The organism is Parasedimentitalea psychrophila (assembly GCF_030285785.1).
Classification (GTDB): domain Bacteria; phylum Pseudomonadota; class Alphaproteobacteria; order Rhodobacterales; family Rhodobacteraceae; genus Parasedimentitalea; species Parasedimentitalea psychrophila.
Genome location: NZ_CP127247.1, coordinates 4,255,256 through 4,279,007, shown reverse-complemented (window position 1 = coordinate 4,279,007; position 23,752 = coordinate 4,255,256). Strand labels below are relative to the sequence as shown.

At 57.8% G+C, this 23,752-nt stretch carries 18 protein-coding genes; 10 read left to right on the top strand and 8 right to left on the bottom strand.

Translation table 11 applies throughout. The annotated features are described in order from the left end of the window. Position 1: 1 nt before the first annotated feature. Positions 2–1,369: a response regulator gene (locus QPJ95_RS20660; protein WP_270918148.1), complete on the top strand. Its 1,368-nt coding sequence runs from the start codon at positions 2–4 to the stop codon at positions 1,367–1,369. On the opposite strand, the gene QPJ95_RS20655 is transcribed toward QPJ95_RS20660, so the two are convergent. Next, positions 1,339–1,500: a hypothetical protein gene (locus QPJ95_RS20655; protein ID WP_286018298.1), complete on the bottom strand. Its 162-nt coding sequence runs from the start codon at positions 1,498–1,500 to the stop codon at positions 1,339–1,341. The genes QPJ95_RS20660 and QPJ95_RS20655 overlap by 31 nt on opposite strands. Between QPJ95_RS20655 and QPJ95_RS20650 the strand changes: the two genes are divergently transcribed. Together QPJ95_RS20650 and ntrX are read left to right on the top strand one after the other, a co-directional pair. Further along, positions 1,470–3,749: a sensor histidine kinase NtrY-like gene (locus QPJ95_RS20650; RefSeq protein ID WP_270918149.1), complete on the top strand. Its 2,280-nt coding sequence runs from the start codon at positions 1,470–1,472 to the stop codon at positions 3,747–3,749. The genes QPJ95_RS20655 and QPJ95_RS20650 overlap by 31 nt on opposite strands. Beyond that, positions 3,746–5,155 carry a nitrogen assimilation response regulator NtrX gene (gene ntrX, locus QPJ95_RS20645; protein WP_270918150.1) on the top strand — a complete coding sequence of 470 codons (1,410 nt, stop codon included), beginning with the start codon at positions 3,746–3,748 and terminating at the stop codon, positions 5,153–5,155. Before QPJ95_RS20650 ends, ntrX begins: the two co-directional genes overlap by 4 nt. 113 nt (positions 5,156–5,268) lie before the next feature. Here ntrX and QPJ95_RS20640 read toward each other — a convergent pair whose 3' ends face one another. Continuing rightward, positions 5,269–5,745 (bottom strand): hypothetical protein, encoded by a 477-nt coding sequence (locus tag QPJ95_RS20640; RefSeq protein WP_270918151.1) that lies wholly within the window; start codon positions 5,743–5,745, stop codon positions 5,269–5,271. Between the two features lie 104 nt (positions 5,746–5,849). On the opposite strand from QPJ95_RS20640, the gene trkA reads away from it, so the two are divergent. The 4 genes from trkA to hflX all read left to right on the top strand — a co-directional run bounded on the left by trkA (position 5,850) and on the right by hflX (position 10,403). After that, on the top strand, positions 5,850–7,226 hold the full coding sequence (gene trkA / locus QPJ95_RS20635) for a Trk system potassium transporter TrkA (RefSeq protein WP_270918152.1): 1,377 nt from the start codon (positions 5,850–5,852) through the stop codon (positions 7,224–7,226). 1 nt (position 7,227) lies between these two features. Continuing rightward, on the top strand, positions 7,228–8,760 hold the full coding sequence (locus tag QPJ95_RS20630) for a TrkH family potassium uptake protein (protein WP_270918153.1): 1,533 nt from the start codon (positions 7,228–7,230) through the stop codon (positions 8,758–8,760). 132 nt (positions 8,761–8,892) lie between these two features. Then, the gene (gene hfq, locus QPJ95_RS20625) at positions 8,893–9,132 is read left to right on the top strand and encodes an RNA chaperone Hfq (RefSeq protein ID WP_007119530.1); all 240 of its coding nucleotides are present in this window, start codon (positions 8,893–8,895) and stop codon (positions 9,130–9,132) included. Next, a complete protein-coding gene (gene hflX / locus QPJ95_RS20620; RefSeq protein ID WP_270918154.1) occupies positions 9,132–10,403 on the top strand; it encodes a GTPase HflX in 1,272 nt (423 codons plus the stop codon). Before hfq ends, hflX begins: the two co-directional genes overlap by 1 nt. 35 nt (positions 10,404–10,438) lie before the next feature. Here hflX and QPJ95_RS20615 read toward each other — a convergent pair whose 3' ends face one another. Then, positions 10,439–12,916, bottom strand: coding sequence for a penicillin acylase family protein (locus QPJ95_RS20615; protein ID WP_270918155.1), 2,478 nt, complete (start codon positions 12,914–12,916; stop codon positions 10,439–10,441). A gap of 113 nt (positions 12,917–13,029) precedes the next feature. On the opposite strand from QPJ95_RS20615, the gene QPJ95_RS20610 reads away from it, so the two are divergent. Next, positions 13,030–13,902 (top strand): NAD(P)-dependent oxidoreductase, encoded by an 873-nt coding sequence (locus QPJ95_RS20610; protein ID WP_270918156.1) that lies wholly within the window; start codon positions 13,030–13,032, stop codon positions 13,900–13,902. Positions 13,903–13,978: 76 nt separating this feature from the next. On the opposite strand, the gene QPJ95_RS20605 is transcribed toward QPJ95_RS20610, so the two are convergent. Together QPJ95_RS20605 and hemB are read right to left on the bottom strand one after the other, a co-directional pair. Continuing rightward, a complete protein-coding gene (locus QPJ95_RS20605; RefSeq protein ID WP_270918157.1) occupies positions 13,979–14,554 on the bottom strand; it encodes a lipid-binding SYLF domain-containing protein in 576 nt (191 codons plus the stop codon). 150 nt (positions 14,555–14,704) lie between these two features. Then, a complete protein-coding gene (hemB, locus tag QPJ95_RS20600; protein WP_270918158.1) occupies positions 14,705–15,703 on the bottom strand; it encodes a porphobilinogen synthase in 999 nt (332 codons plus the stop codon). 168 nt (positions 15,704–15,871) lie between these two features. Here hemB and QPJ95_RS20595 point away from each other — a divergent pair, with 168 nt between their 5' ends. Beyond that, complete coding sequence (locus QPJ95_RS20595; protein WP_270918159.1) at positions 15,872–16,396, top strand: component of SufBCD complex; 525 nt, start codon at positions 15,872–15,874, stop codon at positions 16,394–16,396. A 40-nt stretch (positions 16,397–16,436) separates the two neighbouring features. Next, on the top strand, positions 16,437–19,895 hold the full coding sequence (mfd, locus tag QPJ95_RS20590; protein WP_270918160.1) for a transcription-repair coupling factor: 3,459 nt from the start codon (positions 16,437–16,439) through the stop codon (positions 19,893–19,895). Between the two features lie 111 nt (positions 19,896–20,006). Here mfd and QPJ95_RS20585 read toward each other — a convergent pair whose 3' ends face one another. The 3 genes from QPJ95_RS20585 to QPJ95_RS20575 form a co-directional block, all read right to left on the bottom strand. After that, positions 20,007–21,230: an MFS transporter gene (locus QPJ95_RS20585; protein WP_270918161.1), complete on the bottom strand. Its 1,224-nt coding sequence runs from the start codon at positions 21,228–21,230 to the stop codon at positions 20,007–20,009. Positions 21,231–21,550: 320 nt separating this feature from the next. Next, positions 21,551–22,207, bottom strand: a complete 657-nt coding sequence (locus tag QPJ95_RS20580) for a DsbA family oxidoreductase (protein WP_270918162.1) — start codon at positions 22,205–22,207, stop codon at positions 21,551–21,553. Next, on the bottom strand, positions 22,197–23,723 hold the full coding sequence (locus tag QPJ95_RS20575) for a class I adenylate-forming enzyme family protein (RefSeq protein ID WP_270918163.1): 1,527 nt from the start codon (positions 23,721–23,723) through the stop codon (positions 22,197–22,199). Before QPJ95_RS20575 ends, QPJ95_RS20580 begins: the two co-directional genes overlap by 11 nt. Positions 23,724–23,752: the final 29 nt, after the last annotated feature.

Sequence of the window (23,752 nt, the reverse complement as noted above, 5' to 3'; positions counted from 1 at the left end):
CATGGACGGCACTGTCCTCGTCGCTGACGACGATCGCACCATTCGCACCGTCTTGACACAGGCGCTGACCCGCGCCGGGTGCAAGGTACACGCAACATCGTCGCTGACCACTTTGATGCGCTGGGTCGCTGAGGGCAAGGGCGATGTTGTCATCTCGGACGTGGTGATGCCCGACGGCAATGGGTTGGAAATGCTACCAAAAATCGCAAAGGACCGCCCGGGCCTGCCGGTCATCGTGATATCTGCCCAGAACACAATCATGACCGCCATCAAGGCGGCTGAGGCAAATGCCTATGATTATCTGCCCAAACCTTTTGATTTGCCCGACCTGATGAAGCGCACGGCCAAGGCGCTTGCGCAGAAGGAAATTGGCGGCACCTCGGCACGGATGGAACCACTTGAGCGACCGGATGATTTACCTTTGGTGGGGCGCACCGAAGTGATGCAAAATCTGTATAAACTGATCGCACGGGTGATGAATACCGATCTTCCATTGCTGATAACCGGTGAAAGCGGCACTGGTAAAACATTGATATCCCGGGCAATTCACGATTTCTCGGATCGCCGGGCACGGCCGTTTGTCTGTGCGACCTCTTCGGATTTCGAGGAGGTGGATGGGCCGGTTCGACTGCTGGCCAAAGTCAAGAATGGCACCCTGTTGATCGACGAGTTGCTGGATCTTTCGGAGCAGGCACAGGCCAGGCTGGTTCATATGATGGATTCTCCGGGTGAATTCAGCCCTCGGTTTATCGCCACCAGCCAGCAGGATCTGACCGCGGCAATGGACATCGGAACGCTTAGGCCGGACCTCTATTACCGGATTTGCGGCACCGGGTTGCAGGTTCCGTCGCTGCGGCAACGCGTCGAGGACATCAACCTGTTGGCAGAGCATTTCCTGATCAACACGGAAAACGATGGCGCGCCTCATCGCTATTTGAGCGACGGCAGCCGCGAGATGCTGCGGCATTATTCCTGGCCCGGAAATGTCCGGCATCTGGAAAATGTCATCCGCCGTCTTAGCCTGACCGCGCGCAGCGAGGAAATTACCAAGACCGAAGTCGCGGCGGTGCTAGGGCCGCAGCCACAGGTAGATCCGGCGCTGGGAGGGGTGGGCGAAGAAAAGCTGTCGGAAACCGTCGCCCGGCATCTGCAACGCTATTTCGATCTGCACGGCGACATCCTGCCGCCACCGGGGCTGTACACCCGTCTGCTGCGCGAGGTGGAAATGCCATTGATCGAAATTTCGTTGCTGGCCACCGGCGGAAATCAGGCAAAATGCGCCGACTTATTGGGGATCAACCGGAATACACTGCGGAAAAAGATTACCGATCTTGATATTCAGGTGACACGCCGCCGCAAACTGATGTAATATCGCCACATGAGCGTGGTAATCCGGCGGTTCAGCTGGTGGGTGACCACGATATGCGGCGGTTGACCCGTTGGATCATACATCAGGATGAGGGCAGCACGTGGCACAGAGGTCACATATCCATTCGGCATATGGGCCCCTTGCGGGCTTGGACCGGTGGCGCAGAACCAGGCAGGCCCGCAATATGGGCACGCTTGGAATTGTGGTGCTGGGGCCGCTGCTGGCCGTTGTTACATTTATGGTGCTGGGGCCTTTTGGCTGGAGCGCTTCCTCGCCGGTATTGCGACTGATCCTATTGGCCGATTTGGTCTATGTGCTGACAATTGCAGCCCTTGTGTTGGCGCAACTGGGACGATTGGTGGCCGCGCGGCGGATAAAGTCGGCGGGATCCCGCCTGCATTTGCGGTTGATCGGGGCGTTTACCTTTCTGGCATTGGTGCCGACGGTAACCGTGGCGGTCTTTGCCGGGCTGACAGTGAACGTCGGGCTTGAGGGCTGGTTTTCGGAACGGGTCCGGCAGGTTGTTGGCAGCTCACTGGCGGCGGCAGAGGCCTATGAAAGCCAACAGCGCCGGGATCTGTCCGAAGATGCCATCGCCTTGGCCCGTTTTTTGGATCAAAGCCGCTCCCGCAGCTTCTTTATAAATGATGCCGAACTTCGGCAGGTTCTGACACAGGGGCAGCTGCAAATTCAGCGGGGTCTGCGTGAGGCTTATGTTATTGACGGCGACGGCGAGATCCGAATTCGCGGTGAGCGGTCCTATGAGTTTGATTTCGAACGACCCGGTGGCGATGATATCAGCAATGCATCGATTGATGGCCTGACCATTTTGCAGGACTGGGACAATAACGAATTCCGCGCCCTAGTTCGGTTGGATGCCTATATCGATCGTTATCTATATGTCAGCCGCAATGTCGATGGCGAGCTTTTGAACCTGCTGGATGAGACCAAGCAAACAGCGCATCTTTATCAGCAGTTGGAGAATGAGCGGGGACGGGTGCTGTTCGAATTTGGCCTCTTATATCTTGGTTTTGCAATGATCCTGATCTTGGCCGCGATGTGGCTGGGCATGTGGTTTGCCGAACGGCTCTCACGGCCGGTCGGTCGCTTGACGGTGGCGGCCAAGCGGGTTGGCGGCGGTGATCTGAACGTTCAGGTTCTCGAAGAAGATACCGATGATGAGATTGCTGATTTAGGACGCTATTTCAACCATATGACGCGAGATCTTCAGGTGCAGAGAGAAGCGCTGCTGGAAAACACCCGCCATATCGAGGGCCGACGGCGTTTGTTTGACTCGGTTTTGTCCTCGGTGACCTCTGGGGTGGTAGGCCTGGACGACCAGGGGCGGGTGACTTTTGTCAACAAATCGGCTGAACGGTTGCTGGGCTGGCGCGAAGATCAGCAGTCTTTGGCATTGTCGGTGTCGGTTCCGGAATTTGGGCCGCTGTTTACCGACCTGACTGCTGCGGGCGGCGAAGGGGTGCAGGGTGAAGTCAAAGTGACCCGACAGGGGCGGTTGGAAAATCTGTTGGTCAGGATGTCACCACGACTGTCGGAAAGCGGCGAGCTGGAAGGCTATGTGGTGGCATTTGAGGATGTGACCGATCTGGTGAGTGCCCAGAGAATGGCTGCCTGGGGTGACGTGGCGCGGCGTATTGCGCATGAGATCAAAAATCCACTGACACCTATCCAATTGAGCGCCGAGCGGATCAAGCGCAAATTCGCCCCGCAATTGGGCGAGAAAAACAGTGACCAGCTGGAGGCTATGACAGATGTTATCATTCGCCAGACCAACGACTTGCGACGTATTGTTGATGAGTTCTCAAAATTTGCACGGATGCCTGAGCCGGACCGACGCGAGGAAGACCTGAGCAAATTGGTCTCAGATGCTGTGTTGCTTCAGCAATCCGGTCAGCCCGGCATCCAGTTTTCAACGGATTTACCACAGGGACCCTGTTTAACCGAAGTGGATGCGACGATGATTAGCCAGGCGCTGACCAATCTTATCAAGAATGCCGGAGAGGCCATTGAAACGCGGCAGAAAAAGACCGGGCAAGTGGTAGTCGATCCGCAGATCCGGGTGAGCCTGAGCGAGCGCGACAACAGCTATCTAATCACCATCGCTGACAATGGGATCGGTCTGCCGGAAGATCGGGCGCGGCTGTTTGAACCCTATGTCACAACACGCAATGAAGGCACCGGGCTAGGATTGCCGATTGTGAAGAAAATTATTGAAGAACATGGAGGTAGCCTTGTGTTAGAGGACGCCCCACTGTTCGACGGTCAGCAACACCGGGGCGCTATGGCGGTGATCCGGTTGCCAGCCGCGGCGTATGTTGCGCAATCCAACAGGACTACAATGAAGGCAGGTCTGACATGAGTGACATTCTGGTTGTCGATGACGAACGCGATATTCGGGAGCTAATTTCGGATATTCTGGAGGATGAGGGGTTTTCAACCCGCAAGGCCGCCAATTCGGATGAGTGTATGATGGCCCTGAACGATGAGGAGCCGTCGCTGCTGATCCTGGATATCTGGCTAAAAGACAGCCAGATGGATGGTATTGACATCCTAAAGGCGGTGAAGCGGGACAATCCTGAGATCCCGGTGGTTATCATCTCGGGGCACGGAAATGTCGAAATCGCAGTGGCCGCGATCAAGCAAGGCGCCTATGACTTCATTGAAAAACCCTTTAATATTGACCAGTTGATGGTGGTGATCCGCCGGGCGATGGAAACGTCGCGCCTGCGCCGGGAAAACACCGATCTCAGACGGCTGGAGAGCGGAAGCGCCGAAATGATCGGCAATTCGGCGGTGTACCGCGCGCTGACCGGTCAGTTGGATAAAGTGGTGAAATCCAACGGGCGGGTGATGCTGAGCGGTCCGGCAGGCAGTGGCAAAGAGATTGCCGCCCGATATATTCACAGCAACTCAAACCGCGCTTCTTGTCCCTTTATCACGGTGAACTGCGCCAGCATCGAACCCGAGCGGATGGAAGAGGAGCTGTTTGGACGCGAAACACCCGAGCGTGGGATCGAGCCGGGCCTGTTGGAACAGGCCGATGGCGGGGTTATCTATTTCGACGAGGTGGCAGACATGCCGCTGGGCACCCAGTCCAAAATACTCCGGGTATTGGTCGATCAGCAGTTCCACCGGGTTGGCGGCGCCGATAATGTCCGGGTTGATCTGCGGGTGATTTCTTCGACCAACAAGGATTTGTTGCAGGAAATTGCCGCAGATCGGCTTCGCGAAGAGCTCTTCCACCGGCTGAATGTGGTGCCAATTGATGTTCCCTCGCTGGCAGACCGCCGGGAGGACATCCCATTGTTGACCGAGCATTTCATCAGTCACTTCAATGAAACGCAGGGGTTGCCGTTGCGCAGCATCAGCGAAGAAGCGGTGGCGCTGATGCAAACGATGCTGTGGCCGGGAAATGTGCGGCAGCTGAAAAATGTGGTGGAGCGGGTTCTGATCCTTGGCGACGGCGGTGGCCCAATCGAGGCTAGAGAATTGCCTCGTGAAGATGAAACCCCCGGCGAAGAGGGTCGGGTGGTGCTGTCCGGGGCTTTGGCCACTTTACCGCTGCGTGAGGCGCGCGAGGCCTTTGAACGTGAATATTTGCTGACCCAAATCAACCGGTTCGGCGGCAATATTAGCCGCACCGCAACTTTTGTCGGCATGGAGCGCTCGGCGTTGCACCGCAAATTGAAATCGCTGGGCGTGGTCACATCAAATAAATCCGGCGCCCGGATCGCCCATTTGGATAGTGAGGACACGCTGGCTTAGTGGGCTAAAGTCACCTCCCTGGGGGCGGCCGTTTGGTTATGGTGGATGGCGTTTGCGGGATCGCAGGCAGCAGGATGGCCGTGTGACAACCGCTTGCTGTCCTGCGGGCCGGGTCAGCCCGGCTCAACAATCTGAAAACTACCATCCTTGTTTTTGATCGCACAGGTGTTTTCGCTTAGTTGTGGCAGTCGCGTGGTTGCCGCCGGTGCTGCGGCTTTTGTGATCGACAGATTGCAATTTGGCAGCTTGACTAGCTGATAGTCTTTTTCGGCCATGCAGCTTTGCTCAACCCGTTGGCGCAGGCCAAGGTTGACATCGACGGTATAGATGTGGCCCGGCATCCAGTACCCTGGGCTGTAATAGCAGTTTGTGCCGTTGCAATATCTGTCGCCGCGATAGAATATTGGCGGTGACTGCCGGATTTCATTGGCCACCGGCGCCTCTCTTAAGGCCCGGGTTTCGCAGCCAAGCGTATCGGTCTGCATGCGGGAGACTTCGGCCCCGGGTTTGTAATACAATGTGAGTGGGGTACAGCTGATCACGCCAAGGATGATGGTCAAAAAAACTGAAATTTTGAATGGTACGGCCATGGAGTTACAATGCCGCCACAAATAGAAAGTTACAATTGAATTGACCCAGTTCAAGGCTTCTGTCATGGCAATTACTGGCTAAAACGCGCCTAGGGGCAAAAAACATGAAAGTCATCATTTGTGGAGCCGGGCAAGTTGGCTGGCAGATCGCGCGGCACCTGTCTGGTGAGCTTAACGATGTCACTGTGGTGGACAGCAACCCCGATTTGGTGCGCCGGGCCACCGAGACTCTGGATGTTCAGGGGGTCGCCGGATTTGCCTCCTACCCGGATGTTCTGCAACGGGCCGGGGCGGCAGATGCGGATATGATCATTGCCGCGACCCATTCGGATGAAGTGAATATGGTCACCTGTCAGGTGGCCCATTCGGTGTTTTCGATTCAACGCAAGATCGCGCGTCTGCGGTCACAAAGCTATCTGGATGCGATTTACGCGGACCTGTACCGCCGGGACCATCTGCCCATTGACGTGGTGATCAGCCCCGAACGCGAGGTGGCGGCTGCGGCCATGCAGCGGCTCTCGGCACCGGCGGCCTTTGACATTGAAACCTTCATGGATGGCAAGGCGCAACTTCTGGGCATCACCATTGATGATGATTGTCCGGTGGTCCACACCCCGCTGCGTCAGCTGACCGATCTGTTCTCTACCCTGCGGGCCATTGTGGTTGGGGTGCGGCGCGACGGCACCTTGTTTGCACCAGACCCGGGTGATCAGCTGTTTGTCGGCGATAATTGTTATGTTTTCACCCATATCGAAGACGTCAACCGAACCATGGAAGTGTTTGGCAAAAAGGAAACAAAGCAGGACCGCGTGGTAATCGTTGGCGGCGGCAATGTGGGCTTGGAGGTCGCCAAGGCGTTGGAAAAGCGCACCAGCAGACCCCGCGTCAAGATGGTCGAGCGAGACCGCAAAAAGGCGGAACGCGCTGCCGAGGAACTGGTGCGGACAATTGTGTTGAATGGCGATGGGCTGGATCGTGCCTTGCTGATCGAGGCGGGCACCGACCGGGCGGATGCGATGTTGGCGGTGACCGATGACGACAAAACAAACATGTTGGCTGCCGTCCGCGCCAAGGCCGAGGGATGTGCTCTGGCGATCGCCCTGATCAATGACCCGACACTGGTGCCATTGATGGCACCGTTGGGAATTGACGCCTATATCAATCCTCGCTCGACCACGGTGAGTTCGATTCTGCGCCACATCCGCCACGGCAGGGTCCGTCAGGTCTATTCCATCGGCGACGCCGAGGCCGAAGTGATCGAGGCCGAAGTGATGTCGACCTCGCCGATGGCGGGGCAGATGATCCGGGATATCGATTTTCCGGAAGGGGTGCTGGTGGGGGCGGTCTACAAGGGCGGCGAGGTGCTGCGACCCAGTGGTTCGATGCGGATTGAGGAAGGCGACGTGATTGCCTTGTTTGCCATGTCTGATGACGTGCCCGAGGTCGAGCGCCTTATTCAGGTCTCGATCGATTTCTTCTGAGATGAAACGGAAATCAACATCCCAGGGCATTTTACGGCTGCCGTTGTTCTTGTTGATTTGGGGCATTGCCTCTCTGGCAATGTGGGTGCCGGCCATCCATGCGGTGGTTTTGAACGATCACCCGACGTCTCAGAGCTTTTTCTATTCGGGCCTGGTTGGGCTGATGATCGTGACGCTGATCGGATTGTCGCTGGCGAACCGGGTGCCACGCTATGGAATGCTTGGCCAATTGCTGTCGTTACTGGCGACCTTTGCGGTTTTGCCGTTGTTTCTGGCGATACCCACCTATGATGCTTTGCAAAATACCAGCTACCTAAACGCCTATTTCGATATGGTCAGCGCCGTCACCACCACCGGAGCGGATATCTTTGCCGACCCCGGTCGGCTGCCCGGCAGTGTGCATCTCTGGCGGGCGCAAGTGGGCTGGCTGGGCGGGCTGCTGATGTGGATTGCGGCGTCCTCGGTGTTGGCGCCGTTGTCGTTGGGGGGATTTGAGGTCACCGCACGGGGCGAGCCAGGCCGTGGTGCAACTGCGCCGGCGCATATGCAGCGGGGCGATCCGCGACGTCAGTTGGTGATGGTCACCAAGGCGCTGGTGCCGATTTATGCCGGTTTGACACTGGCGCTGTGGATCTTGCTGATGATGACAGGCGAAGAAAGTCTGACCGGATTGAGCCATGCCATGTCAGTGATGGCAACATCCGGCATTTCGGCGGTTGGTGGGGTGGAAAACGCCAACAGTGGTCTTGCCGGTGAAATGGTGATGTTCATGTTCATGTTTTTTGCCCTGTCGCGGTTGACCTTCTCAACCGATACGGCAGGTTTGGGCTATGTCCGGCTGGACAAAGATCCGGAATTCCGCATCGGGCTGATCCTGGTGATCGGAGTGCCCTTGCTGCTGTTTTTACGCCACTGGTTGGCGGCGCTGGAAGTCAGTGCATCAGAAGACCTGCCCCAGGCCCTGCATTCCCTTTGGGGGGCGATGTTCACGGTGATGTCATTTTTGACCACAACCGGGTTTGCCAGTGCCGATTGGCTGGCGGCGCAGCAGTGGTCGGGGCTGGGCACCTCCGGTTTGATCCTGCTGGGGCTGGCGCTGGTGGGTGGCGGGGTGGCGACAACGGCCGGTGGGGTCAAACTGCTGAGGGTCTATGCGCTGTATCTCAACGGGATGCGGGAAATGGAGCGATTGGTGCATCCTTCGTCGGTGAGCGGCGAAGGGGCCGGCAATAAGCGGTTGCAAAAAAACGGCGCCTTTGTTGCCTGGATCTTTTTTATGCTGTTTGCCCTGTCTCTGGCGGTCATCAGCAGCAGTCTGGCCGCCTTGGGGTCGGGTTTTGAACAAGCATTGGTTCTTGCGATTGCGGCGTTATCCACCACGGGGCCGCTGATCGACTTTGCGGGTGAAACGACAATTAGTCTGCCGTTGCTGGCGCCGTCGGCCAAATTGGTGCTGTGTTTTGCGATGGTATTGGGGCGTTTGGAAACTCTGGCGATTATTGCATTATTGACGCCAAACCTCTGGCGGAACTGATTGGTTCTGGTTAACAAGGCAATATTGTCCAATGTTTTATGGTTGGAAACACTCAAATTCTGTGCCCATACTGATGATATAAGAGTCGCGCTGGTCCGCAGCGCGCAACAAGAACAAAAGCGAGAACAAACTATGGCTTCGGATCGACAGAACCTTCAGGATGCATTCCTGAATCATGTGCGTAAAACCAAGGTTCCAGTTACCATTTTTCTGATCAACGGTGTGAAACTACAGGGCGTGATAACCTGGTTTGATAACTTTTGTGTGCTGCTGCGCCGGGATGGCCAGTCGCAACTGGTTTACAAACACGCGATCTCGACGATCATGCCATCTCAACCGATCAGCCTGTATGAGGGTGAAGACGCCTCTTGATGGAGCAAGACAAGATCCGGACCCGCGCCTGGGTGCTGCATCCGGATATAAAATCAAACAGCAAGCGCCGCCCAGCGGAGCCTGCACTGAATGAAGGCGTGGCCCTCGCCGAGGCGCTGCCTGATCTGGATGTGATCGGATCAAACGTGGTGCGCCTGCCAAAAGCCCAATCCGGAACATTGTTCGGATCAGGCAAGATCAACGAGCTTAAGGCGGTGTTCAAAGCCGAAGACATTGATCTCGTTTTGGTCGATGGCCCGGTTTCGCCGGTGCAGCAACGCAACCTTGAAAAAGCCTGGGACGTCAAACTGCTTGACCGGACCGGATTGATCCTGGAGATTTTCTCGGATCGGGCCCGGACCCGCGAGGGAGTCCTGCAGGTTGAGATGGCAGCGCTGTCCTACCAGCGGACCCGATTGGTTCGTGCCTGGACACACCTGGAACGTCAGCGTGGCGGGCTTGGCTTTGTTGGCGGGCCGGGGGAAACACAGATCGAATCTGACCGTCGGGCCATCGATGATCAGCTGGTGCGCCTGCGTCGGCAGCTGGACAAGGTGGTGATGACCCGCGCGCTTCACCGCGAAGCGCGCGCCAAAGTCCACTATCCGATTGTGGCATTGGTAGGCTATACTAACGCCGGGAAATCGACGCTGTTCAACCGGTTGACCGGCGCCGATGTCATGGTCAAGGACATGTTGTTCGCCACGCTGGATCCAACCATGCGCAGGGTCGAGTTGGAGGACGGGCCAGAGATTATCCTGTCTGACACAGTTGGATTCATTTCAAACCTGCCGACAGAATTGGTGGCCTCGTTTCGGGCCACGCTGGAGGAAGTTCTCGCGGCTGATCTGATCATCCATGTGCGCGACATCAGCCATGATGAGACCCACAATCAGGCCGCCGACGTCAAAACGATTCTCACCGCATTGGGGGTCGATGAAAATCGACCACAGATTGAAGTGTGGAACAAGTTGGACCAGCTGTCCGAAGAAGAGGCTGAAGCCCGCAGTCAAAGGGCCGAAAACGAAGACGGAGTGCACGCGATCTCGGCTTTGTCCGGGGTGGGTCTGCCGGGGCTTTTGCGCGATATAGGCGAAATATTGCAGGGTGTACGCCTGCGTGAGACGCTGAACCTTGGGTTTTCGCAAGGAAAGCAACGCGCCTGGCTGTTTCGCGAGGATATTGTCGAAAGTGAAGAGCAAACCGAAGATGGGTTTGAAATCACGGTTCTGTGGACCGAACGCCAGAAGTCCAAGTTCAACGCGCTATAATTCATCCAAAGCGCCAGAGCTAGCAGGCACCCTTGCTAGTTCTGGCGCGGTTGAATTCGGGTGATGCCGACGGCGGCAGCCCGCGCCAGATCCGCATCCAGTGACATCGGGATATATTCGCCGCGCCGCCACAGTTGCGCCATGTCATCGTAATGGCGCGACAGAAAATGGCCGGATTGTCCGGTTGATGTGATGAACACGGAACTGTCCGGGTCCGAGAAATCATAGACCCCCCGGTAGCCGGCCGCGTGCACATTCTGGAACGGATCTGGGCCCAGACCCGAGCTGAGGCCGCGCTGCAGGGTATTGTCGCCGCCGCTGGTCGACTGGCGGATGTTGACAAAGAACCTCAGAATTGGAATCTCACCCAGGATCTCATGATCTTGCCTGGCCTGGTGTGCGTCGCCCCAGCGCAGGGCCTCTAGGGCGGGGCCATAGCGTTCGGTGATCCAGACCAATGCATCATCCAGCGCCAGTTGTGCCAGTTCGGTGCAGGTTTCCCTAGGCGCGCTTTGGCGAATATCACACCAGGCGGCCGCACCATCAACATTGCGGTACACGCGTTCAATAAAAAGCGGCTCCACATGCCTGAACTCACTGGCAAGGGGCCCCAACTCGTCGATAATCAGGCGCTGTTGTAAGGCGCGCAGCCAGGCCGCATAGATAAGCGGCTCTGGCATATGTTCGTTCATTTCGCCGTTCCATTCAGACAGCAACCGCAGCGCAATCTGCCGTTGCCGCGCTGGCGAGCCTTCGGGCGCGGCGCTGGAGGTAAACCAAAGATCGGCTCCGATGAGCGGCAGTATGGTGCGTGCGGTGTAGGAAACCGTATCTAGCTGGGCCTCGATAAAGCTGTCACGGGTGTGGACCTGACGGGTCTGCATCAGCTTGCGCCACCGGTGCACACGTTGGGTATCGCCCCAGTTATAGGAAACATGATTGGGAAAGGGGCGCTGCAAAAGCTTGTTATTGGTGTTGCCCAGAATGCCACCGCGGGGATTGATGAACTGGGGGTTTGCTGCGTAGGGCGCGCGCCCCTGCCAGCGGTTTTCCCGCCGCCATCCCTGGTTTGGAAGCCTGCCCTGGTTTTGGTTCTGGGCGTCCCGTTGTGGAATTGCGCCAACGGTTTTCAGAGCAATGCTATTGTGATCAGCCAGGACCAAGTTTTGCGATGGCGCAATATACTGCTCGCCTATGGCAATTGCCTCCGGCACAGTCTGACTGCGCATCAGATTGATGGCAGCGGTCATCGAGGTGTCAGCCGGGCTGAGCGCCGACCAGGCGAGACTGGCAATGTGACCGGGTGGCGTCACCGTTGACAATCCGTGCAGGGATCCGGGCATAACGGGGCCGTTTTCACTCCAGCGCAGGATCAGTGTCACCGGTTGCGCGTCTTTGATTTGGATGATGGAGGGTCTGGACTTGAACCGCTTATAGCCGTTTGGCGTCAGGTATTCCTCGTGATTTTCGGGGTTCATCTTCTCGATGAAAATGTCCTGATCATCCACATAAGAGGCGGTGGTCCCCCAGCCCATATTCTCGGAGCGGCCTGCCATGACGGCGGGAATGCCGGGCATCGTGGCGCCGATTACGCCGCCGGTGGCCAATTCCAGCCGGGCCAGATACCACAGCGTCGGGGCGCTCAATTCCATATGCGGATCATTGGCAAGAAGTGTCCCACCGGCGGCTGACCGGTTCGGCAAAGCCGCCCATACATTGGAGGCGCCTGCAAATCCGCGATCGGAAAATGGCGACAGGGCTGTTGACGGCATATCACTGGCCTCGGCGTATCGCTTCAGGCCGGGAAACAGCGCGGTGTATTCGGGCAGCGCTGTCATGCCGGTGCCGGGGGCGTCAGGCAGGATGTCGAGCAGTCGAGATGGATCGTCCAGCATCAAAGTGACGCGGGCGCGCAGAACTTCGTCTTGAATTTGCCCCGATTGTTTCAGCGCCAAGAGTTTCATGAGTGCAATGCTGTCGGCGGGCTGCCAAGGCGCAATAGGGGCATTAAACAGGAACATTTCCGGCGCACCACGACCCAAAGCACTGGCGTTTATCTCGTCCAGTCTGGCATTGACCCCGGCAGAATAGGCGATCAGCGCAGCCTGGGTCCCGGCGTCCTGATCGGGCACCGATTGCTGCGCCAACCGATACAGATCAAGACGCCGCAATAGGCTATCGACCTCAAGGGTGCGGCGGCCAAATACCTCGGACAGACGCCCCTGCACGGTGCGCCGCAAGATTGTCATCTGCCATAGCCGGTCCTGCGCATGCGCATAGCCAAGCCCGAAAAAGACGTCTTCGTCGCTGGCGCCATAACTGCCAAAAATATGCGGCACATTTGCGTTGTCGCGGACAATCTCGATCGGCGCAGAAAGGCCGGGCAGGGCGATGTCCTTGTCATAATCGGGCAGCGATTGTGAGGCCAGAAAATAGATCAGTCCGGCACCCAAAACCAACATGAGAATCAGCGCTGCGGATAGTCGCATGAGCCAGCGGAAAAGGAGTCCCATGTGTCGTTTGTTCCTTGGGTATTGTTCATTCAAAGGTCGAAGGTGATTGAACCTTTCGACGCGGCTGCTACGGTCGCGCCAACATAGGCTAAGTCGGATCAAGGGGAAAGCAGATGGCGAAGATTGCGTTTTTGGGTTTGGGAGTCATGGGCTACCCGATGGCTGGGCACCTTCAGGCGGCCGGACATCAGGTGACGGTGTATAACCGAACAACCGCAAAGGCCGAGGCCTGGAGCCAGGAGCATGGTGGCAGCTGGGCGGCAACTCCGCGCCAGGCAGCGGAGGGGGTTGATTTTGTCATGGCCTGTGTTGGCAATGATGACGATCTGCGTGCTGTGTGTCAGGGTGCTGATGGGGCGTTTGTCGGCATGGCGTCGGGGTCTGTGTTTGTCGATCACACAACCGTGTCGGCCAAGGTCACGCGTGAGCTTTATGCCGCGGCGCAGACAGCCGGGATTTCGTTTCTGGATGCGCCGATCTCGGGCGGACAGGCTGGGGCCGAGAATGGCGCCTTGTCGGTGATGTGCGGTGGCGACGAAGAGGCCTTTGACGCTGCGGCGCCGATTGTTGACGCCTATGCGCGTATCTGCCGCCGCATTGGGGCCAGCGGCGCCGGTCAGATGACCAAAATGTGCAATCAGATTGCCATTGCCGGTCTGGTGCAGGGGTTGAGTGAAGCGCTTCATTTTGCGGAGAAAGCCGGTTTGGACAGCCGCGCGGTTGTTGAGGTGATCAGCCAGGGGGCCGCGGGCAGTTGGCAGATGTCGAACCGCTATGAAACCATGATCGAGGATCACTTTGAGCATGGCTTTGCGGTGGATTGGATGCGCAAGGATCTGGGCATTTGCCTGGATGCGGCCAATGAAACCGGGGCCAGCCTGCCGGTGACCGCATTGGTCGATCAGTTTTACAAAGAGGTGCAAAATCAGGGCGGCGGACGGTGGGACACGTCTAGCCTGCTGAAGCGGTTGCGGCTGCTGGGCTGAGGCTGAGTGGGACATTTATAAACAGAAAAACGCGCCGGGATGGGCGCGTTTTTTGCTTTGGATTGTCGGGGCGAAATCAGGGGATGATGCGGGAGTATTTTGATCCCTCAAGCGTGGCGCCAATCTGCAAACCAGCCTGTCCAAAAATCGCGGCCAAAATAGGCGAGGTCAATGTGTTGGTGTCGGTTGCCAATGTATCGCCCTTGTCGCGGATGACGTAGCCGACATCGGCGCCGGCGGTCCAGCCAGAGGCCCGACGGAATGAGTTGAGCGAGTCTTCGGTCATGAAAAACAGCACATGGGCATATTGCTGGGCGCCAATTTGCAGGCCCGCGTTGGCCTTGACTGTCGAATAGTAATCGACGGTGGCGCCATTGATCCGCAAGGCTCCACGACCATAGCCAGCCCCAAAGATAAATCCGGCCTCGGTGACCAGCGGCATCACCAACATGCCGGTGGATTTGTCGGCCAGTGTCTGGGTGTTGGGGTAAAGGTCACGCATTTGTCTCAGCGTGGCATCCACACGGGCGTCGATGGTTGAGGCGCCACTGCTGCCGACGCCATTACCGCAGGCCGCAGTCAGTCCGGTTGTGGCCAGGGCGCCCAGAGCAAAACCGCGACGGGTTAGCCGGGAAGAAATTTTGCTGTTCATAGATTTCACTGCCTGTAATTGCTCGATCAAGGCCGGTTTGTCCGGCTCTGGTTGCGGTTATACCTGTTTTTCTGCCGATTGTCATCAATCGCTATCAATTTATGCGCGGCTTCTTGCCCGACACAGCGCCCCGTGATGGCGGGACAAATATCAAGTGTTGAGTATCCGGGCTACTTCTGGAGCGAAATAGGTCAGAACCCCGTCACAGCCGGCCCGTTTGAATGCCATCAGGCTTTCCAGCATCACTTTTTCCCCGTCGATCCAGCCGTTTTGCGCCGCCGCCTGGATCATCGCGTATTCGCCCGAGACCTGATAGGCAAAGGTCGGCACGCCAAAGCCGGTTTTGACCCGGTAGCAGATGTCGAGATAGGCAATTCCCGGTTTAACCATCACCATATCCGCGCCCTCATTCAGGTCGCGTTGCACCAACCGCATGGCCTCGTCGCCGTTGGCGGGGTCCATCTGATAGGTTTTCTTGTCACCCGACAGCGCCCCCGAGGCGCCAACCGCGTCGCGGAAGGGGCCGTAATAGCCTGACGCGTATTTGGCCGAATACGACAGGATCATCACATCACTGTGGCCCGCTTTTTCCAGCGCCTGGCGCATCGCACCAATGCGACCGTCCATCATATCTGACGGACCGATGATATCCGCGCCGGCCTCGGCCTGGGCCAGGGTCATCTTCACCAGCGCCTCAACGGTGGCGTCATTGACGATTTTACCGTCCACCACATAGCCGTCGTGGCCGTTGATGTTGTAGGGGTCCAGTGCCACATCGGTCATCACCGCGATATTCGGAGCCGCCGCCTTAATGGCGCGCACCGCCCGGTTTGTCAGGTTGTCAGGGTTCCAGGCCTCGGCGCAGTCTTCGGTTTTAAGGCTGGAATCGGTATAGGGAAAAATGCAAATCGACGGAATGCCGAGGGCCTGTGCCTCAATCGCGGCAGCGGCGATTTTATCAACTGAGCGCCGCATGACACCTGGCATCGACGGAATGGGCTCTTCGATGCCGCTGCCTTCGCGGACAAAGACGGGCCAGATCAGGTCGCCAACACTCAGCGTGTTTTCGCGGACCAGATCCCGGATCGCCGCTGTCGCCCGAGTGCGGCGCAGACGGGCGGCTGGAAAGGCGGCAACGGTCGGCGTCATAGTATTTTCTCCCCAAGGTGCTAGGGACTTGGGTGGCACAGTTCCGGCCCCGATCACAAGGGCACAAACGTCGCGGTTCGGGGATTATTGTCGCCAGACCTTGTGCCGCCGGTCGGGGCAGTGGATACATGCAAAAACTTGGCTTTGCCAAGAGCAGGGAGCGGCATTTTGGACTTATTTGACACTTTGGTTGAGCTGATCGACATGCGGTCATTTTCCAACCTCTGGTTCTGGATCGCCTTGGCCGTTGTCTGGTCTAGCGCCAGCCACTGGGTGCTTGGGGTGCCCATCGACCTGGTGTACCGGGCGGGCCGGATGGGCGGTCAGGCGGAACGTGATCTGGAGGATCTGGTGCGGGTGAATGTGAACCGGATGCTGTATATCATGCAGGTTTCCGGTGTCTGGCTGCTTGGGGTCGTGTGTTTCGTTCTGTCCGGGCTACTGGTGCTTGGGGTGTTTTACGATGTGGAGTTTGCGCAGGCGGTGTTTTTGTTGGTCTGCCCCTTGACCCTGGTTGGTCTGATAAGCTTGGTGATGGCAAACCGGATTTCGCGGGAGCAGATCCAGGGAGCCGGGCTGCGCAAACTACTGGTTCGCTGTCGGCTGTACATTCAGTTGATCGGCACCATCGCAATCTTTGTGACCGCCATGTGGGGCATGTATCAGAACCTGAAATATGGTTTCCTGGGCTAGTTTTGAAGCTGTTTGAATTTCGATGAAGGAGAGGCGCACAATGGTGCAGCGTGTGATTACCATGGGCGGCGCGCCCGAGGGTTATGACGCCCGTCTTGTCCTCAATGAGGTCGAGAAATCCGGCGGACCGGTGCTGCATGTTGCGCGTGACGATAAGCGCATGGAGGCGATGCGGGCGGCACTGGCGTTTTATGCCCCCGATATGCCGGTCTTTGTGTTTCCCGGCTGGGACTGTCTGCCCTATGACCGGGTGTCGCCAAATGCCGATATTGCAGCGACGCGGATGGCGACGCTGGCCGCCTTGGTGCACCAGATGCCCACAGCTTTTGTGTTGCTGACCACCTTGAACGGTGCAACCCAGCGGGTGCCGGGGCGGGCGGTTTTGCAAGAGGCCGCTTTCTCAGCCCAGGTCGGCCGCCGCATTAATGAAAAAGCGCTTCGCAACTTCCTGGTGCGGATGGGGTTCACCCAAAGCCCAACGGTCATGGAGCCGGGCGATTATGCGATCCGTGGCGGCATCATCGATATCTTCCCTCCGGGACAAAGCGGCCCCGTTAGGCTGGACCTGTTTGGCGATGTGCTGGACGGCGCCCGGCGGTTTGACCCGGCCAGCCAGCGCACCATAGAGAAACTGGATCTGATCGAGTTGGCGCCGGTGTCAGAAGTGATCCTAGACGAGGCGGCGATCACCCGGTTCCGGCAGAATTACCGCATTGAATTTGGCGCTGCCGGCGCGGATGATCCACTGTACGAGGCGGTGAGTGCCGGCCGCAAACATCAGGGCATTGAGCATTGGCTGCCATTTTTCCATGCCAAGCTAGAGACATTGTTCGACTATTTGCCACAGGCGACGGTATCACTGGACCATCAGATGACGCCAGCCAGACTTGCCCGCTGGGACAGCATCGAAGACCAGTATGAAAACCGCAAGATCGCAATGCAGGCCAAGGGCCGGATGGATACGGTTTACAAGCCGATACCTCCGGGGTTGCTGTATCTGGATGATGCCGCCTGGGAACAGGCCCTCGGCACCCAGCGGGTGATCCAGCTGCATCCGTTGCCGCAGGCCAATGGGCCGGGTGTGGTGGATGCAGGCGGCCGAATAGGGCGCAACTTTTCACCTGAACGGCAAATGGAAACTATCAGCCTTTTCACATCATTAGCCGATCATATTAAGGCAAAACTGCAAGATGGGCCGGTGGTCGTTGCCTCCTATTCCGAAGGTGCACGAGAGCGGCTGACAGGGTTGATCGAAGACGAGGGCCTTAGTGAGATCATCGCGATCTCAAATGGCACTCGAATTGGCAAATCCGGGTTGTATCTGGCTGTCTGGGCGCTGGAACACGGGTTTTTCACTCCGGAAATGACGGTGATTTCCGAGCAGGATGTGCTGGGAGACCGGTTGATCCGGGCGCCTCGCAAACGCCGAAAGGCGGAGAATTTCCTGACCGAAACTCAGTCACTGGGCGCAGGCGATCTGGTGGTTCACGTGGATCACGGAATTGGCCGGTTCCTAGGGCTGGAGGTGATCACCGCAGCCGGCGCCGCGCATGAATGCATCCTGTTGCAATATGCCGAGGACGCCAGGCTGTATTTGCCGGTGGAAAACATCGAGTTGCTGTCAAAATACGGTCACGACGAGGGGCTGTTGGATCGTTTGGGCGGCGGAGCCTGGCAGGCCAAGAAGGCCAAGCTGAAAGAGCGTATCCGCGAGATGGCGGATCGGTTGATCCGGGTAGCGGCCGAACGCGCCCTGCGAAAAGCGCCGGTGCTGGATCCGCCACCGGGCAGCTGGGATGCGTTTTCGGCGCGCTTTCCCTATCAGGAAACCGACGATCAGTTGCGGGCGATTGGCGATGTCATTGACGATCTGACCTCGGGGCGGCCAATGGACCGGTTGATCTGTGGCGATGTTGGATTTGGCAAAACCGAGGTGGCCATGCGGGCGGCCTTTGTGGCTGCCATGTCCGGGGTGCAGGTGGCGATTGTTGCTCCGACCACGTTGTTGGCACGCCAGCACTACGCCAGCTTTGCCGAACGCTTTCGTGGATTTCCGTTGGAAGTCAGGCAATTGTCACGCTTTGTTAGCGCAAAGGATGCGCAGGCCACACGGGACGGGATGTCCCGCGGAGTTGTTGACATTGTCATCGGCACCCATGCCTTGCTGGCCAAAAGCATCCGCTTCAGGGACCTTGGTCTGCTGATCATCGACGAGGAACAGCACTTTGGCGTCAGTCACAAAGAACGCCTGAAACAGATGCGCAGCGACATTCATGTGCTGACACTGACCGCGACACCCATTCCACGCACCTTGCAGCTGTCGCTGTCCGGTGTCCGCGACCTGTCGATCATTGGCACCCCGCCGGTGGACCGTCTGGCGATCCGCACCTACGTTAGCGAATTTGATGCTGTCACCATCCGCGAGGCGTTGTTGCGGGAACACTATCGTGGCGGCCAGAGTTTCTACGTGGTTCCAAGGGTCAGCGATCTGCCGGATATCGAGGCGTTCCTGAACGAGCAAATGCCCGAACTGACCTATGTGATTGCCCACGGCCAATTGGCAGCGGGTGATCTGGATGAGCGCATGAATGCGTTTTATGACGGAAAATACGACGTGCTGCTGGCCACCACCATTGTTGAAAGCGGGTTGGATATCCCGACCGCAAACACCATGGTTGTTCACCGGGCCGATATGTTCGGGCTGTCGCAGCTCTATCAGATTCGTGGCCGGGTTGGGCGCTCGAAAACACGGGCCTACGCCTATCTGACCACCAAGCCGCGCGCCAAATTGACCGCCGCTGCAGAGAAACGGCTGCGTGTCCTGGGGTCGCTGGATACACTGGGGGCCGGCTTTACCCTGGCCTCGCAAGACCTTGATATCAGGGGCGCTGGCAACCTGCTGGGAGAGGAACAATCCGGGCAGATGCGCGATGTTGGCTATGAGCTGTACCAGTCGATGCTGCATGAGGCGATTGCCAAGATCAAATCAGGCGAGTTGGAAGGCCTGTCGGAAGCCGACGATCAATGGGCTCCGCAGATCAACCTTGGCGTTCCGGTGCTGATCCCCGAGAAATTTGTGCCCGATCTGGACGTAAGGCTGGGTCTGTATCGCCGACTGTCATCCCTGACCACCAAGGTCGAATTGGAAGGCTTTGCTGCAGAGCTGATTGACCGGTTTGGCAAGCTGCCCAAAGAGGTCAATACCCTGATGCTGGTGGTGCGGATCAAGGCGATGTGCAAACGGGCTGGAATTGCCAAGTTGGATGGTGGTCCAAAGGGCGCAACGATCCAGTTCCACAATGACAAGTTCATCTCGCCCACCGGGCTGGTCGAATTCATCCAGGCGCAGGATGGCTTGGCCAAGGTCAAAGACAACAAAATTGTGGTTCGCCGCGACTGGCGCAGTGATGGCGACAAGATCAAAGGGGCCTTTGCCATCGCCCGGGAACTGGCCGAAAAGGTTGTGGCCGCCAAGAAGAAAAAGAAACAATCGGCCTGATCGGGGTGATATCCCGCAGGCGCGTCTCGGTCCCCGCTGTGGTCATCAATTTAAAATGCCACCCTGTTTACGCAGGGTGGCTTTTTGATGATTTACCGATGTTTTTGAAGGTTACTCGGCTGGTACCTGAGCCTCGACCCGCCCCATGCGGAGCATGATCAGAAATGCAGTGCTGACCATCGCCAGAACGCCGATGCTCAGCGGCAGCAACGACCCGTCAAACAGCAACCCGATCGGAGCGGCCAGAACTGCGCCAATCACAGTAGAGATGGCGCCAATGACCGAGGCCGCCATGCCAGCGATATGGCCCATCGGCTCCATCGCCATGGCGTTCAGATTGCCCAGGGTCATGCCAACCATGAAGAACAGACTGGTTTGCCAGGCGACAAAAAGACCAAATTGCAGGGTGTCCGGCAGGTCCATATTGCTGAGAACCAGCACCGTGGCGGAGAACAGGATCTGGCTAGCCAGCGACCAGGTTACCATCCGGCGCATCCCCACCCTGACCACCACGATGGCGTTCAACAGACTGGCACTGCCGGACATCAGCGCAACCAGACCAAACCAAAACGGAAAGCTGTCAGCGCGTCCAAAAATGGTATCATAGACCGGCTGCACCATTGTCAGCATGGTTAACAGCGCCCCCATGCAAAGGGTCTGCACAAAAATCGACAGGCGGACGGTCGGATGGGCCAACATCTCTCGCCCGGCTTTGATCAAAAGGGGCATCTTAAAGGGGCGGCGGTTTTCAGGTGCGAGTGTCTCGGGCAGCCTGATAACGGTCCAGGCGACAACGATAATCAGGAACAGGGCGATTGCGATGAAGATGGCCCGCCAGCCAGCAATCGAAATGATGCCAAGGCCCAACAGGGGCGCAAATGCTGGCACCAGCGTAAAGATCATCATGGCGATGGACAACACCCGCGCCATGTCACGGCCGGAGAACAGGTCCCGGACGATAGCAACTGCCACCACCCGCGGACCCGCCGCGCCAAGCCCCATTGTGATCCGGGAGATCAGTAACAGTTCGAGCGAGGAACTGGCCCAGGCCGCCGCCGCGGACAGCACATAGACCACCGCACCGACAAGGATTACCGGCTTGCGCCCAAAGGCGTCAGATAGCGGGCCTGTGAAAAAGGTGCCAATGCCTAGCCCAAACATGAATGCTGTCAGGATGAGCTGCGCGCGGTTGGTGTCATTGGGGCTTAGGGCGGCGCCGATTTCCGGCAGTGCTGGCAACATGGCATCGATGGAGAATGCGATCGTTGCAAACATCATCGCGATCAAGGCGGTGAGTTCGGCCTTGGAAATTTGTTTTTCAATTGGGTTGGACATTGATTACCTCAAGCGGCACAAAACGTGGAAACCGTGATCGGGTTCAATCCGGGAGCTGTGTTAGGTGGCGCTATCACAAAATTTTTCAGTCAGCCACAGGTTTGCCTGCACATAGGTCTGTGCATCAGTGCTGTAAAAAGACGGGGGGCGCTGGCGCCTCTGGCCACAAAAAGTGACGGGGGCGCTGCCCCCTCTGGCCGCCAGATCTGGCAGCCATTCACCCCTGGGATATTTGGGGCCAGATGAAAGGGAACCCCTTGCGATCTGGCCAGGGTTCCGCTGCCGGTATCGTCTGGTTTGCACCCGGGGCCTATCGGTTTTTAGTCAGTGGGGCTGGCCGAGTGCATTTGATCGATAATTTCACCCATCACCTTGAGCCAGAGTTCGGGGGGCTGGGCGCCTGGCACCGCGTGTCTATTGTCGACAATGAAGGTGGGCACCGAGCTCACGCCCATCTGACGACTGTGTGCGTCGCGAGATTTTATGTCATCGGTATCATTGTCGGTTGCCAGTAGTTTTTGCACCATGGCGGCATCCATGCCGATACTATCGGCGATATCCCCCAGCACCTCGGCGCTGCCGATATCGCGGCCATCGACAAAATAGGCGTGAAACAGAGCGTCCACCGCCTCGGTCTGTTTGCTCTCAATCCCTGCCCAGTGAATCAGACGATGGGCATCCAGTGTATTCGGCGTTCGCTTGATGGCCTCATAGTTGATCGTCAGCCCAGCTTTTTGAGCTGCGTCAACCACCGGCGCATAGGCTTTGACCGCGGCCTGCTTACCGCCGAATTTGCCTTCGAGATAGGCGCGCCGGTCCATGCCTTCGACGGGCATATCGGGGTTCAGCTGGAAGGGGTGCCATTCAATGGTGAAGGGGTGATCCGGGATCTGGGCCAATGCCTTGTCCAGATTGGTTTTACCAATATAGCACCAAGGGCAAATGGGGTCTGAGATGATGTCGAGTTTAACAGTCATTTGAGGATGAAACCTTGAAGTAAGACGGCAGTGCGCGTCGCAACAGCTTGCCATTGGCTCCGAGCGGCAGAGCGCTCAGATGAATATAGATGCGGGGTTGCTTGTAACGGGCCAGATGGCTGTTGGCAAAAGCCTGCAGCGCATCTTGGTCCAATGGTTTGGGACCGGTGTAAAAGGCGCCGATGACAAAGGTGCCGGGTTTGACTTCGACAGTGGCGGCGCCGACCTGAAGGATGCCGGGATGTCTGGAAAGCGCGGCTTCTACCTCAAGCGGCGAGACCCGAAAGCCGCCGGCATTCATCATATCGTCGTTGCGACCCAGATAGGTAATCTGACCGTCGGCCGCCATTGAGCCGAGATCCCCGGTTAAGAACCAGTCGTCCTGAAACTTGCTGGCGGTTTCCTTGGGGGCATTCAGATACCCCAGCATGAGGCCCGGATCAGATTTATGTATTGCAATAATGCCCTCTTCACCCAGCGGTACCGGGCCATCCTCGCCGATAATGGCAATTCTGCGCCCGGGCTGCGGCTGGCCCAATGTGTGGTTTCGCGCCGGATGGGCCGGGCTGGATGAAATGAAGGTCGAGCACTCGGACATGCCGTAGGCCTCATACAGGTCGGTTCCGGTGGCTTTGATCCAGGCCTGATGCAAATCGGGGGAGAGCTTTTCTCCGGCACTGAGCCCATGACGCAAATCGGGCAGATCCAATGGGGTCTTTTGATGAAGGGCCTTGCGATAGACCCCCGGTGCTGCCGCAAAAATGCTGGCCCGGTGGCTGCGCAGCAGCTCGGGCAAATCCGCAAGATCGGTGCCCGGGGAGGGGATCAGGGCGGTGGCGCCGATTGTCCAGGGATCCATCAACCCGGTTCCCAACGTATAGGTCCAGTTGAACGCACCGGCGTGCAGCAGGCGGTCATTCTGATGCAGATTGTACCAGCCCTTGACCATCATCTGCCGGGCCCAGATGGCGCGGTGCGCATGGGTCACAACACGCGGATTTCCGCTGGTGCCTGAGGTGTAGACCGCATAGGCAAGCCGGTTTGGATCGCCCAGATTGAAATCGCACGGGGGCAATTCCCGCATGTCGGAAAGTGAGTCGGTGGTGATCTGCTTTGGATGCGCCGCACAGTCGACCTGAGGATCGCGCAGGATCGCAGCTGGAGAGAGCTCTGCGATCATCCTGGCGGTGTCTGCGGTGGTGAGCTGGGACGAGGTTGGCACCGGAATGAGCCCGACTGCAATGGCCCCCAGATAGGCAATGGGGAACTCTACCGTGTTGCCCAGCCGCATCAAAACGATGTCGCCCGGTTTCAGTCCGGATTGCAATAAGCCGGTGCCGGTGCCGCGTACCGCGGCCTCCAATGCCCGGTAGCTCCAGGTCTGCGCGCCTGTCCTGGATACAATCGACAGGGCCGGCTTGTCTGGTGTCAGGGGGGCATGGCGCAGCACATGCGCTGCAAGATTGAACGGTGCGGGGCAGGGTTCGAACGGGGCCTGATCAAAGATAGATAACATGGGACTTGGCTATCCCGGGAGGTGCTGCG